This is a genomic window from Nocardia sp. NPDC041819 (assembly GCF_055590505.1).
The window spans coordinates 235317-252534 of sequence record NZ_JBVJAP010000004.1 but is presented as its reverse complement, the minus strand read 5'-3'; the positions used below and the strand labels follow the sequence as shown (position 1 = coordinate 252534).

16 protein-coding genes and 1 tRNA gene are annotated in these 17218 nt (G+C 65.4%); 3 read left to right on the top strand and 14 right to left on the bottom strand.

Going from position 1 to position 17218, the window contains the following annotated elements:
- Positions 1-11: 11 nt before the first annotated feature.
- From ACZ6DL_RS15730 to ACZ6DL_RS15700, 7 genes are all read right to left on the bottom strand, one after another.
- A complete protein-coding gene (locus ACZ6DL_RS15730; RefSeq protein ID WP_466051632.1) occupies positions 12-1961 on the bottom strand; it encodes a vWA domain-containing protein in 1950 nt (649 codons plus the stop codon).
- Positions 1958-3211: a KH domain-containing protein gene (locus ACZ6DL_RS15725; protein ID WP_466051630.1), complete on the bottom strand. Its 1254-nt coding sequence runs from the start codon at positions 3209-3211 to the stop codon at positions 1958-1960. The genes ACZ6DL_RS15730 and ACZ6DL_RS15725 overlap by 4 nt, the downstream gene beginning before the upstream one ends.
- The gene (locus ACZ6DL_RS15720; protein WP_466051628.1) at positions 3208-4782 is read right to left on the bottom strand and encodes a hypothetical protein; all 1575 of its coding nucleotides are present in this window, start codon (positions 4780-4782) and stop codon (positions 3208-3210) included. Before ACZ6DL_RS15720 ends, ACZ6DL_RS15725 begins: the two co-directional genes overlap by 4 nt.
- A 520-nt stretch (positions 4783-5302) precedes the next feature.
- Positions 5303-5587, bottom strand: coding sequence for a LuxR C-terminal-related transcriptional regulator (locus ACZ6DL_RS15715; RefSeq protein ID WP_466051627.1), 285 nt, complete (start codon positions 5585-5587; stop codon positions 5303-5305).
- A gap of 147 nt (positions 5588-5734) precedes the next feature.
- Entirely contained in the window at positions 5735-6061 is a 327-nt protein-coding gene (locus ACZ6DL_RS15710; RefSeq protein WP_466051625.1) for a hypothetical protein, read from the bottom strand.
- A 2-nt stretch (positions 6062-6063) separates the two neighbouring features.
- Positions 6064-6648, bottom strand: coding sequence for a toll/interleukin-1 receptor domain-containing protein (locus ACZ6DL_RS15705; protein ID WP_466051992.1), 585 nt, complete (start codon positions 6646-6648; stop codon positions 6064-6066).
- A gap of 622 nt (positions 6649-7270) precedes the next feature.
- Positions 7271-8518, bottom strand: a complete 1248-nt coding sequence (locus tag ACZ6DL_RS15700) for a helix-turn-helix domain-containing protein (protein WP_466051624.1) — start codon at positions 8516-8518, stop codon at positions 7271-7273.
- Between the two features lie 327 nt (positions 8519-8845).
- On the opposite strand from ACZ6DL_RS15700, the gene ACZ6DL_RS15695 reads away from it, so the two are divergent.
- Complete coding sequence (locus tag ACZ6DL_RS15695) at positions 8846-9244, top strand: hypothetical protein (RefSeq protein ID WP_466051622.1); 399 nt, start codon at positions 8846-8848, stop codon at positions 9242-9244.
- Positions 9245-9342: 98 nt separating this feature from the next.
- Here the strand turns inward: ACZ6DL_RS15695 and ACZ6DL_RS15690 are convergent, their stop codons facing one another.
- From ACZ6DL_RS15690 to ACZ6DL_RS15680, 3 genes are all read right to left on the bottom strand, one after another.
- Positions 9343-10806, bottom strand: coding sequence for an MDR family MFS transporter (locus tag ACZ6DL_RS15690; RefSeq protein ID WP_466051620.1), 1464 nt, complete (start codon positions 10804-10806; stop codon positions 9343-9345).
- Between the two features lie 748 nt (positions 10807-11554).
- A complete protein-coding gene (locus ACZ6DL_RS15685; RefSeq protein ID WP_466051618.1) occupies positions 11555-12160 on the bottom strand; it encodes a restriction endonuclease in 606 nt (201 codons plus the stop codon).
- A gap of 190 nt (positions 12161-12350) precedes the next feature.
- The gene (locus ACZ6DL_RS15680) at positions 12351-12980 is read right to left on the bottom strand and encodes a hypothetical protein (RefSeq protein ID WP_466051616.1); all 630 of its coding nucleotides are present in this window, start codon (positions 12978-12980) and stop codon (positions 12351-12353) included.
- A 164-nt stretch (positions 12981-13144) separates the two neighbouring features.
- Between ACZ6DL_RS15680 and ACZ6DL_RS15675 the strand changes: the two genes are divergently transcribed.
- On the top strand, positions 13145-13363 hold the full coding sequence (locus ACZ6DL_RS15675; RefSeq protein ID WP_466051614.1) for a hypothetical protein: 219 nt from the start codon (positions 13145-13147) through the stop codon (positions 13361-13363).
- Between the two features lie 379 nt (positions 13364-13742).
- On the opposite strand, the gene ACZ6DL_RS15670 is transcribed toward ACZ6DL_RS15675, so the two are convergent.
- From ACZ6DL_RS15670 to ACZ6DL_RS15660, 3 genes are all read right to left on the bottom strand, one after another.
- Positions 13743-14183, bottom strand: coding sequence for an NUDIX hydrolase (locus tag ACZ6DL_RS15670; protein WP_466051613.1), 441 nt, complete (start codon positions 14181-14183; stop codon positions 13743-13745).
- Between the two features lie 6 nt (positions 14184-14189).
- A complete protein-coding gene (locus tag ACZ6DL_RS15665; protein ID WP_466051611.1) occupies positions 14190-14489 on the bottom strand; it encodes a hypothetical protein in 300 nt (99 codons plus the stop codon).
- A gap of 157 nt (positions 14490-14646) precedes the next feature.
- Positions 14647-14719: transfer RNA gene (locus ACZ6DL_RS15660), tRNA-Asn, on the bottom strand.
- Positions 14720-14922: 203 nt separating this feature from the next.
- Between ACZ6DL_RS15660 and ACZ6DL_RS15655 the strand changes: the two genes are divergently transcribed.
- Positions 14923-15168 (top strand): hypothetical protein, encoded by a 246-nt coding sequence (locus ACZ6DL_RS15655; RefSeq protein WP_040865658.1) that lies wholly within the window; start codon positions 14923-14925, stop codon positions 15166-15168.
- 56 nt (positions 15169-15224) lie between these two features.
- On the opposite strand, the gene dnaG is transcribed toward ACZ6DL_RS15655, so the two are convergent.
- Positions 15225-17144: a DNA primase gene (dnaG, locus tag ACZ6DL_RS15650; RefSeq protein WP_393235358.1), complete on the bottom strand. Its 1920-nt coding sequence runs from the start codon at positions 17142-17144 to the stop codon at positions 15225-15227.
- Positions 17145-17218 lie beyond the last annotated feature (74 nt).

Below are 17218 nucleotides of genomic sequence, written 5' to 3'. Positions count from 1 at the left end.
TGATCACGGGCCTAGTAGCCTTCGATGGAGAACGCGTCGGCATACTGCTCGGCCCGCGGAGACAGCGGTGCGTTCTCGAGCACGATCTTGACCTCTCGCAGCACCTCGACGACACCGGCCAGCAAACCGACCTGCAACTTCGTCCACGACTCGGCGTCGTCGTCGGCGAGGACCTTCCGTCCGGTCAACTTGAGGCAGACCGCACCGAGCAATTCGGCATCGCGACTCTCGATGAACGCGTGCCCGTCGCTGTTTCGGAACCGCCGGACCGCGTCCATCCGCCAATCCCGGATCTTCTCGTAGACGCCGTCGACGCCGTACCGGTCCTTGGGCTCCTTGGGCTGCTCGCCTTTGAGCCGCCGGTCCAACGTCTCACCGAACGCCTGATGACAATCCATGATCCATGACGTGAAATCGCGCGCACCGTGCAGCGGACGGCCGAGATCGAGCAGTTTGCCGTGATGCACGTGGCCGAACAGATCGCTTTCACCGCAGCGGCGCGAGAGGTCGTTCAACTGGGTCCGCAAGTCCAGCAACTCCTCGGAGAGATCCCCGAGTCTCCGCCGCACTTCGCGGTCGACGCGGCGACCCGCGGGATGGAGCGTGTCGATCGTCGACTGCAGCCTGGCGCCGCCGGGACCGGACGGTTTGCCGACATGATGCGCGACACCGGTGCCCAGATCCGCGAAATAGCTGTGCAGTACGTCTACCCCGCCGGTCCGGCTCGGATCGCCACCCCCCACCCGCACCAGTTCCCGCAGCAACCCGTGGTTCGGGATCACACTGATATGCGGATCGCGCTCGCCCGGTGGACGATTCGTCTGCCACCAGCGCATGAACGTGTCGCGATCGCCGATTCCGACGGCATGGAGGTTGATGCTCAGGAATTCGTGCAGTTCCTCCATCAGCGAGACGGGATCGGCGATCGCGACCACGGCCTCACCCGCGGTTTCCTCGCCCTTCTGTTTCCAGTCGGCCCCGTCACTGACCAGAACTATCAGTCGGTCGTTACCCGGCACACCGTGGCGGTGCAGCAGGTCGGACGCGAAATGCAGGGCCTGTCCGATGTCGGTTGCCGCGTTCTCCGGCCGCAGCAGGCCGATGGCGCCCTGGAAGTCCCGCAGTGTCCGCTCGTCGTCGGGGCCCTGGATCTCGGCCATCGAGCCCGACCTCGGGAAGACGCACATCGACGTGGTGGTGAACTTCACCAGCGCGATACGGGCCACCCGCCCGGTGACGTGCCTGCGGATCTCGACCATGTCCATGAGCGAACGCTTCAGGGCATCCATCCGCGATATGTAGGCGGATCTCCGGCGCGATCCGAGGCGGACGACGTCGGCGCGGTCCTCGATGTCGTCCCAGCTCATCGAACCGCTGCAATCGGCGAGGATCACGATGTCGACCCCGTTGCGATTGCCGGCCAGGAACACGTCCATTTCGGTCTCGGCGTCGATGTAGCAGAGGTCCGTCCGCTCCCGCCCGGAGCGGTCGAAGACCTGGCGTACCCGGAAGGACTCCCCGTCGGCGTATACCCACGAGTCACCGCCGCCGAGATGAACTTGCTGGCCCACGATGTCCTTCGCGTTCCGCAACTGCTGGCAGACCTCGTCGAGACGGTTCTCGGTGAGCGGTTCCAGGACGATCCGCGCAGCCGGATCGCACGCCATCGCGCTCAAGCGCCAACCGTGCTCGTCGATCACGCCCAGCCGCAGCTCATCCACCAGATCCGTGCTGACGACGACGGATCCCTCCGCGACCGAAGGCGAGGCGACGATCCGCACCGCCGCCTGCCGCGACGAGTCGGCGCCCACCTCGAAGAGACCGACCCGGGCGGTTTCGACCCGGCCGGACGTACCCTGCCGATCCTCGGCGCTGACGGCGACGATATTCGCGGTGACCAGCCCATTTCCCTTGGCGACCTGCAACGTGTGCCGCCTGCTGTCCCATTCGGTCGATGTCATTTCCGCTCCACTTCGACCCTGACCCCCAGGTCGTTCGACGCCGCTCGCTTCTCCGCGCCGCCGCGTCCGATGAATCTGCCCATGTATTCCGGCTCGACGTCGACGAACAGCAGGTTGGACCGAGGCCGATAGTCCGCGAAGCTGATGTGGTTCGCCACCTCGGCGCGGCCGCGTGCCCGCAACCAAGCGGTGAGTTTGTCGAAGAGTTCGCGACCGCGTTCTTCGTCTCCTTCGAAAACGGCCACGTCCTGTTTGCGTATCTTCTCGTGCTCCTGCAACAGACGGCGCACAGCGTTGTCGGTGCGGCTGTCGTGCTGCAGTTCACCGAACATCCGGTCGATGGAAACCATGTCCAGCTTGCGTGAACGAGAATTGATGAAGATATGCCGAACGATCGTCAACCGAGGCAGCCCGATATATGTGCGCCTCGCCTCGGAGCGCTGACCGCGCCGCCGATTCGCGGTTCCCGCCACGATCTGGAAGACGATCTGGCGGTCCTCCAGCGACTTCAGCCGCCGCGCGTGATCCGGGCACAGCCCCAGCCCTCGTTTATGTGGCCCGAAGATCTGCCAGCGATACGCGTGCCTGGCACATGCCGCGTTTCCGCAAGTCGCGCGCTTGCCATCGACGACGAACTCGCAAGCGATGCTTCCGGTCGAATTGCATCCCGGGCCCGCGCATTCCGGGAATTCTTTTCGAAAGCAATCGGGGCAGTACGACATGTCGGCGCCGCCGGGGTGCCCGACCCGGTGCCGGTCGCAGAAGGCGTTGCGTCCCCGGCATATCTCTCCGTTGCACCAGAACGTGGCCGCGGCCCCGCACGCGCAGCTGGGCCGGTGGCGCGCACAGGTCGCGGTCATCCGACCTTCGATGACGACGGCGTGCTCGTCGCACACACGTCCCAGCCGATCCCCTTGGCCGCACCCGGTGCACAGGAAGGGCCCGTAGGTGACCTTGCCTTCCGCCGAGCAGGTCGTGCACTTGTGCCGGACCATGGCGGGCTCCAGGACGCCCCTGATGGAGAAGGCCGTGGTGTCGTCGACCCGCTCCGGAGCGCGAAGCCGATCCTGTATCCACAGAACGCATGTCCGGTTGTCCCGCAGCGGGACAACGACCTTCTCGGCGTCGCGAAGACTGGCGCCGTTCAGATGCTGTTCGATCTGCGCCCATAGCGCCCGCAACTCGGCCGCGTCGGTGGGCGGATTGCTCGTCTGCCGGATATCCAGCACGACATTGACGGGCTGATTCACGAGCGCGCCCCTTCGGTGGAGCCCAAGATGATCATCTCGATGCTGGCGCGGCGATCGGTTTTGCGTGCGTAGGTTTGGTTGGTGATCAATCCGGCACACGCTCCCCTCGGCAGTCTGCGTGCCAGATCCATCAGCGCGTCCACCGCGGATTTCCGTTCGGCCTCGGCCACATCGAGACGCACGCAAACCCGCTTGTTCTGCGACAACCGGCTGCCCAGTTCGTCCGGTACGCCATCGCCGAGTTCCTCCGGCGCGCTCAGTTCGAGCACCGTGGCGTTCGGCTGCCGCAGCACGCGCCGAATCTCCTTGCTGCGACCGAGGCGCGACAGCGCCGCAGCCAGATTGCGCGGCGGGCGACCAGCCAGCAGAGCGCGCAGCCGTTCATCCATGTCACGCTGCTCGGTCAACTGGTCCAACTCGCGAATGATCTCGTCGTCCGACCGGCGCTGACGAGCGGGGCGAGCCGGCCCCTTGCGCCCGTTCGGCGTCGAACGTCGCGGCCGGACCGTCAGCCTGGTTCGCCAGGCCGCCTCCAAGGTTCCCAGGCTGCCCGGAGCGACCCGCCTGTTGTGCTCGGTCAGCTGGTCGTCCGCGAGCGTCGCCCGATCCCGCAGCAGTGCCGCGATCTGCTCGACTCCGAATGCGTGCTGCCGGCTCCAGACAGCCAGCAAGTCATTCTCGGTCTGGGCGTATTCCGGATGCAGCTTCGCGAGTTCCGGAGCGGAGAGCAAGGGCAGGATCTCGCGCGGCTCGATCTGCATCGCGCGCAGTTCGGCATCGAGGTCGTCGAGCAGATCGGACACCGACTCGGCCGCCGAGCGGCGGACGGTCGCCTGTTCCCGTGCCTTGCGCGGGTCGTCCGCCTCACGCTCGAACTCCCCGCCCATGCCCCTGGCAATGGCATTGGATCGATTTCTGTCGAGCATCCGTTGCGGGACCGCGGGCATACGCCGACCGTCGCGCTCCATCATCCGCGCACGTACCGCGAGTGCTTGCAGCACGACCGCCTGCGCGACGGCCGAACTCGGGAAGATTTGCGCATCGAGGCATCGAACGCTGACATTCGGGATCTCCAGTTCCGTGTCACCGACCGGATTCACGTCCATCACAGCGAAGCCCGATACGCGGTCGTCGCGGCGCAACGCCTGCTCGACCCGCCGCAGGTGCCGGACGGACGCGGATGCGATATAGCGCGTGGAGACTTGGTCTTTCGATTCCGCCAGACGCAGCGAACCACGTCCGTTGACGCGGCCCGCGACGAACAGCGCGCGTCCGCTGAGCGCGACGAGTTCGGGGACGTAGCGCCGGATCAGGTTGCTGAGAATCTCCCGCTGCAAGTCGTCGGCGACTTCGACGGAATGCCCGTCCTCGCACAGCCGACGATGCGGCGGGCCGCCCCAGGAGATGCCCGACGGCAACAGCGTCCCACCGGCCTGCCACACCTGTTCCGCGGCGGCGGACACGACGTCGGCCAAGGCGCCGACGAGCGCGGAGCGCTGCGCGGGATCGCTGATCCAGACCGGCCCGGTATCGATCCACAGACAGCCCGGCCGGTTCGCATTGAAACACACTCGCGGGAACCCCCCGCCAGAACCGGACAACGCGCTGGATGACCGTTGCAACTTTCGATGCATTTCGTCGATATCGTCTGCGACGACTACGTAGCCCTTCAGAATTCGATGCCGTAATGGAGCATTTCTGTAGGCGCTTACGAGCACAATATATACCTCATCACCCCGGCGGCGATGCGAACGTTCACGTCCCGTCGCCGATCATACTTCCGATAATGTTACCGCTGAGCTACTCGGAGGGAGGCGCCTGCGAGGAGTCATATATCGCCGACTTCGACGCGTATCGAGCAATATCTTGCCGAGCCCATGCATTTCCCGGCAGAATCCCGACCGGCGTCAGCGGCGTCATACCCGAACATCCACACCCTGATCCCGGGCGGGCGCGAACGGTCCCGCGTCCCGGCAGCCTCGGTCGACGCGGTCCGCGACGGACAGCTGCGGGCCCGTCGAGTCGCCCGGACCTTCGGCGCCGCAGCGTCGTCCGGACCGTCCAACCGCGACAGCCCGGGACCTTCGATGGTCAGAGGTCCTCGATGTCGATCAGCCCATCCTGCAATGCGCGGGCAACGAGGGCGGCCTTCGACGGCGCGGGCCGGCCGACCGCGGCGTACTTGTCCCTGATCCGAGCCAGATGGGTATTGACCGTTCCCAGCGAGATATACAGGCGCCGACTGACTTCCAGTTTGGAGTCCGACGCGATCCACGCCAGCAGCACCTCGATCTCCCGACTGCTCAGCGCCGGACGCTCCCGCGCCCCCAGCGCGGCGGGCAGCGGGTCGTTCCTGTGGTCGAACGCGACACTCATGAATTTTTCCTTTACAACACTTCGATATTGTTTTCGAGCTACTCGAGGACGCGCGGCCGATTCCACGGGAACTCGGCGCGTATTCCACAGTTCTTCACCCCCGCTTCGCGGCGAGACCAGCGGAAACGTGTCTCGCGAGATGAACGCCTACCGCCGTCCGAACAGGTCGCGCAGACAGAGCCGCAACAGGGCAACGGTCCCGACGAACAGCGTGAAAAAGATCAACGCACGCGATAGATCACCGGAGTTCCCGGCGTTGCCCGTATAGGCGGACTGGCCGTAGAAGAAGTACGCGATGTCGAGGAGCAACATCCCCGCCAGCACATACCAGGTCCAGAGGCGCCGCCGCGGGCCGTGGTTGATGCTTATCCGCTGTCGGCCACCATTGTTGGCGAAGATGCTGCCGCCGTTGTTGGCCATGTTGACTTGATTGTTCGCATTGGGATTGTTGTTCGATCCCGGCGAAGGGTGCATTTTCATCTCCTGCCGGGACCGTCCAGCCTGATGCGCTGGGTCCCGTTCTGATTGGCGTTCACGATGCCGCCTTCACTCGCGACGTTGACCTGGTTGTTCTGCGTACCCGGCGCGGCCGCCCGCTGCCGATCGTCAGGCCGGCTTTCGACCTGCGGGGCGAGTCGCCCGACTAGGCCGCGGACGTCTTCTTCGAGCGTCCGGTAGCGAATACGCCAGTATTGCGAACCGGATAGGGCGCGAATGTCATTCGGAAGCTGCTCCGGGCTCGGCAGCGGCGTGTCGTCCAGCACCACGGGAACCACACGTATCCCGCGTTCGTAAGCGGTGCGCAACTCCAGCCGCACCCAGTCGCGAGGGTTGTCGATCCGACGACGTCCGCGTGCGTCGCGCGCCTCGAGCCAATGCGGGCCGATCACCGACACCATCGTGTCGCACTCCTGGAGCGCCCGACGTATCCGGCGTGCGTACAACACGCCCAAGGCCAGGGAATCCTCGTCCCGGAAGACGCGCGCCCTGCCGAGATGGTGGGCCATCTGCTTCGATATCTCGTTGACGGCGTAGACGCTGTCAACGATTCGGTAGTTCAAGAATATCTCCGTCAACTGGGGTACTCCTCGAGGACGGTTATCAGCGCAGCACGGCGCGATGTGAAGATTTATGATGCGGGATAGTGGAGACAGGAATCAAACCGACCAGTTCGTTACACCCCTCGCGTGACATCCTTCCGGATGTCTCGCGGTCACAAATCTCGTCCTCGACCGAAACACCACGGTTTTCGAATATAAGTCTGCACTCGAACCCGGATCCGGGCGACCGGAACAGCAAACGTTCGGTCATATACCCGACCGGGTGCAGCAAACGACCTCGCGGCGAAAGATTCTGGTTGGTTTATTTCCCTATTTCGGTCGACTTCCCGCCACCGGTGCTCGGCAGTCGACCCCCCGCTGAGCCATGTGTCGATGTTTCAGTGTAGGTCGGCGTATTCCTTCCCCTCGTCGCCGCGACGCATCGAAGCGGCGTTGTCGTCTCATGGTCGCCCCCGACGTATCCGATCCCGAAGACGGTGCCGCCCAGCGCGATATCGCCCGTGCCGGTGGCCCAGGATTTCCAGGCCGCGAATCACGGCTCGCTCTCCAGCATCCAGCGGGCAGCCGACCGGCAACAGTGGTTGTCCGTTGCCGCTGCGAACGGCAACGGACAACCAGTCGTTCAACGCCTCGACAGGGCGGACATGAGAGCCGGTTGGATGTCGTGCAGCGCGGAGTGCCCGCGGTAGCGTCCGATCGTGCGAGCGAACTCGCGCAGATCGGCGCGGATGGTCATCGAGTCGACCGCGCTGATGATGTCGAGCAACGGCTCGATCAGTGCGCACGCTCGGTCCAGCTCACCGAGCGCGGCGTACACCAATGCCCGGCGGGTGCCGAACCGAGCACGGTCACGGTCGGACTGCTCGAAGTTCTGCGACAACGCTCGATCGAAGAGAACGGCGGCCTCCCGGAGGTTGCCGAGGTCGTAGTGGCACCAGGCCTCGATGAGCACAGGCCGTTCATGCAGCGCTGACGGCCCCAGCGCGTTGTCCCCGGTGCGGTGTGCCGCGTCGTACAGACTCGCGGCCTTGTCCAGCGCGCGCATCGAACTCGAATCGTCCAAGCCGATGGCGTACCCCTGCGCGGCTCCGAGCGCGGCCAGCCAGCGGATCCGAGGATGGACGGCGTGGTCGGCGAGCACTTGTTCGGTGAGGCCGGTCGTCGCGGAGGAATCGCCGCGATAAAGGCTCAGCACCGCCCGGCGGACGAGCGCGTAGCTGGTCATGTGTTCGTCACTGACGGCAGAGGCGTGCAGGACCGCCTGATCGGTCCACCACAGGGCGCCCCGCTCGTCACCGCACTCTTGCGCCATCCATCCGGCGAACTCCGCGGTACGCGCGGCGTGCAGCAGCAGTCGCTGACGTAGCTCGCCGGTGCTCTGCCGCGCTGAGGTGACCGCGGCATGCGTTTGAGTGACGACCATCGGCAGCACGACGCTCGGGCTGCTGGCCCGGCCGAGCTGTCTCGTCTGCTCGAACATCGCGCTCAGGCCGGGCAACACGACGGCGGAGCCGGTGAGCACCGGAGGGAACGCGGTCACCGGCGGCGCGTGCGACTCCCCGAGGTGGAATGCACCGGAACCATCCACCTGCAATCGGACGATCCACTCGGCCTCCGAACAGATGTCGTCATCGATGTCCGGATCGCCATCCGGTTGCGCTTCCGGCGGAGCGAGCATCAGCAGATCGCCGCCGGCGGACAGGACCGTATCGCAGATGCGCGCCAGCGCCGCGGAGGGCGACTTGTGCCCGTTCTCTATTCTGCTCAGGTGGCTCGTGCTGTAGTGCACGCGTCCGGCGAGCTTCCCCAGGGTCATCTTCTGCTCGACTCGGCGTCTGCGCAGCTCCGGACCGAATTCAGCACCTGCCATCATTACCTCGGATCCGTTGCCTGCCGGGGCGTCTCGTCCACGACGAGATACTCCGACGAACCTGCAACTGCCCGTTCGAGCCGGGGCCGACCGGCTACCACACCCCTTGTTGCCGTGAGTCTACCGTCCACCGCTTCTCGCGGTACGCGAATTCGTTGTCGGACAATGCCCGCACAGCCGATGCGCCGATACCCTGATTTGTCCGTCGCGGCCGCCCCGCTCCCTACTGCCGTACCCTGGCGACTCGGACCGGAATACTGAATTGCTCTCCGCCGGACGAGAATTGGGGATGGAATGGACACGGATCATCGAGTCAAGCATCTCGAGATGTTGCAATCCATCATCGCACGGTTGAGTCAGCAGTCGTTCACGGTGCGCGGATGGTCGGTGACTCTGGTCTCGGTGATCTTCGCGCTGCTCACCGCGCAGGCTCGGCAGGGATCGGGCCTGATACTGCTGGCTTTGGCGCCTACCTGGATCTTCTGGGGTCTCGACGGGTACTACCTGAGCCTGGAACGCCGCTACCGTCAGCTGTTCGCCTCCGTTGCCCAGCAGTTGCGAGACCCGGCAGCGACCGGATTGCTTCCGTTCGACATGACCCCCGTTTCCGGCCGTCCGGCTCGCGATTTCGCGCGAGCGATCGTCACCCCCAGCGTGGCCGCGATCCCCGCGGTGCTGACCGCCCTGATCATCGGCTACCGGATAGTCACGATCATCAACGATTGAGCGGCGGCCGTGCGCGGGTACCTACCCCACCGGTCCCGGCCGCATACGGCGAAGCCCTGGCAGTCGATGCTGCCAGGGCTTCGCCGTGCGGAATTAGCTCAGTGCTTGGCTAGTTCGGGAGTCGCGGTCTCGAATTCGTCGGCTTCCGCCGGGGCGGCGGCCCGGCCCGGCAACAGCACGGCCATGACGATCACGAGCAACGCCAGAGCCGCCGACACGAGGAAGGCCAGGCGCATGCCGTCGAGATGGGCGGTGACGAGATCCGCGCCTTCCGCGGCGCGGGTGGTGGCGTGCGCCGACATCACCGTCACCACCAGTGCGGTACCGAACGCCGCGGCGACCTGCTGCAAGGTGCCGAGCATGGAGCTGCCGTGCGAGTACAGCTGCTGCGGCAACGCACCGAGACCGAGCGTGAACACCGGGGTGAACGCCGCCGCGAGCGACACCATCAGCAGAATGTGCAGGGCCAGCAGCTGCCAGTACGGCATGGTCATCGAGATCCGAGTGAACCCGGCCAGCGACGCGGCGATGCCGATCGAGCCCGGAATCACCAGCAGGCGCCCGCCGAACCGGTCGAACAGGCGGCCGACCGTCGGTCCGAGCAGGCCCATGGCCAATCCGCCCGGCATCACCAGCAAGCCGGTGGCCAAGGGGCTCAGACCACGCAGGTTCTGCAGGTACAACGGCAGCAGGATCATCGATCCGAGCATCGCCATGAACGCCACCGACATCAGGATCAGCGCCTTGGCGTAGGTGCCCGACAGCAGGACCCGCAGATCCAGCAGCGGCGTGCCGGTGCGCTGCAGGCGCAGCTGACGCCACACGAACGCAGCGATCAGCGCCGAGCCCGCGGCGACGATCAGCGCCGGGCTGGTGAGGTTGCCGCTCTCGAACCGGCTGAGCCCGAACACCAGCCCACCGAACCCGAGCGCCGCCAGTGCCACGCTGGACACGTCGATCTGCCCGGCTTGCGGTTCACCGACGTTCTCCAGCTGACGCAGACCCAGCCAGGCGATGATCCCGGCGATCGGCAGCACCAGCACGAAAAGCCAACGCCACGAACCGATTTGCAGTACCGCTCCGGAGATCACCGGACCCATCGCGGGCGCGACCGAAATAGCCAAGGTGACGTTGCCCATCACCCGGCCCCGGTCCTGTTCGGGCACCACCGTCATCAGCGTGGTCATCAACAGCGGCATCATCACCGCGGTGCCGAACGCCTGAACGACTCGCCCGAGCAGCAGCACCGCGAACGACGGGGCGACCGCCGACAGCGCGGTACCGGCCAGGAAGACGCCCATCGCGGCGGCGTAAGCGTGCCGAGTGGACACACGCTGCAGGAACCAGCCGGTGGTCGGGATGACCGCCGCCATCGTCAGCATGAACGCCGTCGACACCCACTGCGCCGCCCGGTCGGTGATCGAGAGGTCTTCCATCAACCGCGGAATCGCGTTGATCATGATGGTCTCGTTCAGGATCACGACGAAAGTCGCGAGTACCAGCACCCGGATGACGGTCGGTGTCCGCCCTCCCGAGGCGGGAGCGGATAATTCGGCGGACATCGGATACCTCCGGGGCAATGGGTCGTTGACAAGAACATGTGGCCCTGCGCCGAGTCACCGGATCGGGTCCCGGCGCCACAGCTGTAGAGACGGCGTCGATTGCTCGAACTCATCGGGCGCGGGTCAGTATTCCGGTCGGCACCGACAGAAATCACCCGATTTTCCGGCCGACCCACCGCACACGCCTACCAGAAACCGCTGTTCAGCAGCCGCTCCCGCCAGGTGCCGAGACCGAATCGTGAGCCTGGTCACTGTCCGCGAACCACTGGTTGCGGGCTCCCCGCCCGCTCCTACGCCGACCTGCGGACGAAGACCGCGATGACGTCGAGAACATCCTCGACTCGCCCGGCGACCTCGGGCTCGTGCGACAATCCGCGCAATGCCGGAACAACACGTTCTTCATCGATTGTCCGATGGATTCGGGCGAGATGCCCGACAGCGGTGACCGCAGCCGCCCACCATCCGACAACCTCAGCGCACGGTCGGTCACCCACGCGGCCTCCGGATCATGCAGTGCCACAGACAGAATCGCCTCGCGAACGGCGGTGCCGTCGCCCGAATCGAGCATCGCGGCCACCTCGCGCCTGGCGATCCAGCCTCCGTTAGATGGTCAACCCATTCCTCCACGTTGTCCTCGACGGGCCGGGCCGTTGGAGACGCCCGCCGGGGGTGCGGCCAACACGGAAGACTCGCCCTTCTTCCTGGCCGCCGAGGTTCGTCCAAGGCCGGTTTCCTCGCCCACCCGACCTCATTCCCAGGGAGCAGGACCGGTCCCGGAGTTCCATGCGGCCAGCGCACGGTTGTCCACGAGCCGGATGCCGCTCCGAGCGGCTGTGGCGCGAGCGGGCGCGGTGAACGACGCCGTCGCGACGAGTGCGGCGATGTCGAATCGGTGCCAGGTCAGCAATCCACCGACCAGTTGCTGCATCTCCTTGTCACCGACCCTGCGTGTGATGTTGTACCGCTTGGCCTGCAGGATCAACCTGCGCCCGTCCGGAGTCAACGCGACCACGTCCGCGCCGTGGTCACCCGAGCCGCCGGAGACCTCCACCTGACGGCAACCGCTGTCGCGACACAGCGAAGCCAGCGCGTGCTCGAACTGCTTGTCATTCATATCGTGAAACGGCAAGACGGCACGTAGTCGCTTGTCCTCGAGCTCCCGACGCCGCCGGATACGCGACCTCCACAACACCGCCGCAGCTACTGCCACGGCGACAACCCCCACCACCGCCGCGACAATGACCACGAGGTTGTCCCTGGCGAATCGCACCACCGGGGCCAGAACCACAACCCCGGCAATCCCGAACATCAACAGCAGAGCCACGTTGTCGGAGTGACGACGCCGTCGTGCCATGTCTCCCCCTCGGCGGTGCCGGTCGATTGTCGGCGAACAGAACCGTAGCGCAACCGACCGACAACTTTCCCCCGAGTCCGGCTGCCCCACCCCTTGGATAGCCGCGTGCGCTCGACGGGCAAAAACTCAGCTTCTTCGAAGTTCATCGAACGCCAGACGGCCCGCTGGCAGTTCGTGACTGTCTCAATGATTACGACACCACCCAGCCGAACGGCTGGCCACGGTACAGTTCCAGTTGCACCTTGGTGCCCTTGGGGATTCCAGTCGCGGGAACGTTGTACATGAGGACGCCGTTCCCATTTTCATAACGGTCCGGCCGGTAGGACATGTTTTCATTCAGTTCGAATGTCGCGCCATCCGGTGCCACCAGCTGGAAATGCGCCATAGAGGGAACATGAGTGGGGTTGGGAGAATTTGTTTTGACGGTCAGGATTAAGTACTGTTCTCCCTCCTTCGGCTTCCGGAATTCGGCGGGGATGTGCGGATCCGTGTTCGTGGTTTGTGCTGAGGTGACCGTCATGGTGATGCGTGGCAGGGTGTCGAAGCTGGTGCCCCGCATGTCAAAGGTGTCCGCGAATTCGACTGGCTGGCCGACAGCAGCCCATTGTGGCCGCGGAGGTGAAGGCGTGAGCAGCTCGGTTGGGGGTGGCGGGGCAGATTCTTGGGTTGACGAGGTAGGAACGGACTCGAATTCAGGATTTGGGCTGATCCCGCCGCAGGCCGTGACTGCGAGGATCGCGAAGATGCTCACCGCGCCACCGATCCATTGCCATGATTCCTTTTGCCGGATTTTGGTCGCGATTTTCGGTATCGAACGCATGAGCGAAGCGTACATGGCGGTCCGCCCACCAGCGCCGGTCTCGCCTTCGCGATCGGCGCCTACCATCAGCTCTGGCACACCGAGGGTGAACGTCTGCGTGTCGCTCTGATGGTTCGTGTAATGACTGTCCTCCGCTGGGGTTCGTGGAGGAGGGCTGGTTGTTCTTGTCGTTCGTTGATCCTGTGCTGGTCGGTGATCACTTCGCGGGTGGGGCGGTCGATGCCAGCGACGTGGTCCGGCTCCCGGAGTTCCGCGCGATCCCTGCTGGGACACCGGTGTTCCTGGACGAGGTCACGATGCAGCCGATCGAGCCGTTGTGCTCGTGGTTCCGGCATCTGGCCTACGAGAACAAGGACGCCAAGACACTGCGTGAATATGCCTAAAGGTTGCCGCTGGGGCAGGAGAGATACGCTGCGGACCTCTTGGTTAATACGGATTTGGAGTTCTGCCGACGTTCGGTACGCGATTTCGAAAGAATCATCGCACGGTTGGATCGATCTTCCGGCGACTAACACAGCGAGTCCGCGCCATCGAGATAGTTAGGCTCCCCAGACTGCTCATGCAGAAACGCCTACTGCAGGACTCGTCTCACTACTCCTCAGCGAAGCTGCGCCGTTTATACCATGTCCGTCCTGAGGTGATCGAGGGGTCATGAGTAAGGACAGCACCATCAGCGTAGCCCGCTCCGTTTCAGGAGCGGGCTATTGGCGTTTACGGATACCTCGGTTTGTACCCGTCGGCGCGGCCGATTTGACTGTGCGGTCAGCTCTCCCGGTACCGCGCCAGAACCTGCTTCACGGCATCGGTGACCGGTGGTTCCTCGACCAGGCTGGTCCAGGTGTAGGCGTCGTGTTCGGTCAGCTGCACAGGCTCGGCATGGCCGACCTCGACGGTGAAGTTGAACTGTCGGCTTTTCTTGCCGCTGCCGGACTGGTAGTCGAATTCGCCGAGGTAGTTCGTGATGGCGGTGACCTCAAGGCCCGTCTCTTCCTTGACTTCCCGAATGAGGGCTTGGTCGATGGCTTCCCCAGGGTCGACTTTGCCGCTAGGGAGTTCCCAGATTCCACCCATGAAATCATCGGCGGGGCGTTGCAGCAGAAGGACTTTGCCGCCGTGCTGGACGACGGCACCGACGACGAGTTGTTGCACCTCGCCCCGGTCGGCTTCCCGCGTCAACTTCTCCAGCAGCGTTGTCTCGATCATCGAGCCCTATCCTTTCAGGTCGGCGTGGTGGGTCATCACTTTGTAGAGCGCTTCGATGTAGCGGTCGACGAGCGGCAGGTTCTCGTCTCGATGCCAAACCAATGGCAGCGAGTTCGCGAAGCGCTCGGGCTTACCGACGACCTGAGCCCGTACGCGTTCCGCAAACTGATCGCGCTGGTGCTCGATGACGAGGGAATCTCGGCTCGTGTGACTGCTGATGTCCTCCAGCACGCCGACCCGGCGATGACCCAGCGCAAATATATGGCGCGAGGTCGGGTGCACCATGATGCCGCGGCGATAGTGCACAGGGCGGTGATGGACGGATTGCGGGCTGATGGGCAAACTCGGGACGGCGAGGGACGCCGAGCGCCTTTTGGGAGACTTTCTGGAGGTTTTTCGGGTTCGGATACAAATGCGGCCCCTGACCTTGCAGGATGAACTGCTGGTCAGAGGCCGTTTTCTGCTCCCCCATCTGGACTCGAACCAGAAACCTGCCGATTAACAGTCGGCTGCTCTGCCAATTGAGCTATAGGGGATTGCCCTTGGCTCGTCCGGTTGGTATCGGGCGGGCCGAGGAGAAACTCTAGCGTATCGCTGGGCGAGAGCCCAAATCGTGTCGCTACCTGCGACTTGTCCGGGTGGGCCGGGTGCGGAGCTATCGGGTGTCCGGATCGACAGGCGCCTGGGGCGTCGGGCAGGATGGGGGCGGCGAACTGGCAACTGGGAGGAGCACATCGAGATGCTGCGGTTGATCATCGGCGTGGCGGCCGGGTACGTACTCGGCAGCAAGGCCGGGCGGGCTCGCTACGAACAGATCAGCGCCGCGACCCGCGCGCTGACCGAGAGCCCGGTGACTCGCAAGCTCGTGCTCGTCGGCAGGCAGAAATTGTCGGACAAGCTCAGCACCCGTCCCCGCCTGGAGCCGATGGAGCCGCTCGACGAGCGGACCACCGTGCTGGTGCCGCACGACCAGCTCCGCCGCTGACCTGCGCACACCGGGCCTCCCCGCCCCGCGCGTACCTGTACCGACGCGGCCGGACGCTAGGCTCCGGTGGCGAAGTCCCCGTGGCTGCCCATCGCCTGGGTGAGCAGGCTCTTGCGGTACTGCTCCAGGGCGACGAGGTCGCCGAAGAGGGCGAAGTAGGCGTCCGGCTGTTCGGTCGAGGAGACCCGCTGGAGCTTGGACTTCAGCTCGGCGATCTGCCTGCCGACCCAGGCCTCCTGGGTGCGCGCCAGGACACCGGCGACGAAGCGAGGGATGTCGGCTTCCGTTTTCACCGGTAGCGGCTCGTTGGCCAGCTCCGAGAGCAGGGCGCGCACGGTCAGGTCGTCGGTGCGGTCGGCGACGGCATTGACCCACTCGGCGCCGCCCAGCCCGATCGCCGTACCGCCCACCTCGGCGATCAGGGCGCGCAGGACGGCGTAGGCGGGATGGGTGAAGGCTTCGGCCTCGAGCGCGTCGAAACCGGCTCCGGCCATCGCCGGGTACTGCAACGCGGCGGCCAGCACCTGGCGTTGCGGCAAGAGCGTGGGATCGTTCGGATTCGGCCGTGCCGCAGGATGTTCGGCGACCACTTCACGCGGCGCGGGCGCCCGCCCGACACCGGCGGTGCCGCCGCCGTTGCGGTGCCGCTTGGCTTCCTCGCCGACGCGGCGCACCACGGTCTGGATGTCGTCCCAGCCGACCCAGCCCGCGAGTTTGGTGGCGTAGGCCTTGCGCAGGGCGTTGTCCTTGATCTGCGCGACCACCGGCACCGCGCGGCGCAGCGCCTCCACCTGGCCCTCGGCGGTGTCCAAGTTGTGGTCGGCGAGCAGGCCGCGAATCACGAACTCGTACAGCGGGGTTCGGCGGGCGACCAGGTCGCGCACGGCGGCGTCGCCGGAGTGCTGCCGCAGTTCGCACGGGTCCTGTCCGTCCGGGGCGATCGCGATGTAGGTCTGACCGGCCAGCTTCTGGTCGCCTCCGAAGGCTTTCAGGGCCGCCGCTTGGCCCGCCGCGTCGCCGTCGAAGGTGTAGATGATCTCGCCGCGCCAGAAATTGTCGTCCATCATCAGGCGGCGCAGCAGGGCGAGATGCTCGTCGCCGAAGGCCGTGCCGCACGAGGCGACGGCGGTCTTGACCCCGGCCAGGTGCATCGCCATGACGTCGGTGTAGCCCTCGACCACGACCGCCTGGTGGCCCTTGGCGATCTCGCGCTTGGCCAGATCCAGGCCGAACAGCACCTGGGATTTCTTGTAGAGCACCGTTTCCGGCGTGTTGATGTACTTGCCGGGCATGGTGTCGTCGTCGAAGAGCTTGCGGGCGCCGAACCCGATGACGTCGCCGGACAGGTTCCGGATCGGCCACAGCAGCCGCCGGTGGAAGCGGTCGATCGGGCCGCGCTGACCCTGCCGGGACAGTCCGGCCGCCTCCAGCTCCTTGAAGTCGAAGCCCTTGCGAAGCAGGTGCTTGGTGAGGGTGTCCCATCCGGCGGGGGCGTAGCCGCAGCCGAAGGTGTGCGCGGCCGCGGCGTCGAAATTGCGCTCGGTGAGATAATTGCGCGCGGCCTCGGCTCCCGGCTCGCGCAGCTGGGCGACGTAGAACTCGTGCGCGGCCGCGTTCGCCGCGACCAGCCGGGACCGGGTGCCCCGGTCGCGCTGCACCGACGTGCCGCCGCCCTCGTAGTTGATCTGGTAACCGATCCGGTCGGCCAATTGCTCGACGGACTCGACGAACCCGACATGCTCGATCTTCTGCATGAAGGCGAACACGTCGCCGCCCTCGCCGCAGCCGAAGCAGTGGAACAGTCCGTGATTGGGCCGCACATGGAACGACGGCGACTTCTCGTCGTGGAACGGGCACAGGCCCTTCATGGAGTCCGCACCGGCGCGCTTGAGCGCGACGTACTCCCCCACCACGTCTTCGATCCGGACGCGTTCGCGTATTGCCGCGATATCGCGATCTGGAAGTCGTCCGGCCACGGCAGAGAGTCTAGGCGAACGCGAGGCCGACGCGCCCGGGCGGCTCCGCACAGCGAGTTCCGGTCGAACCTGCC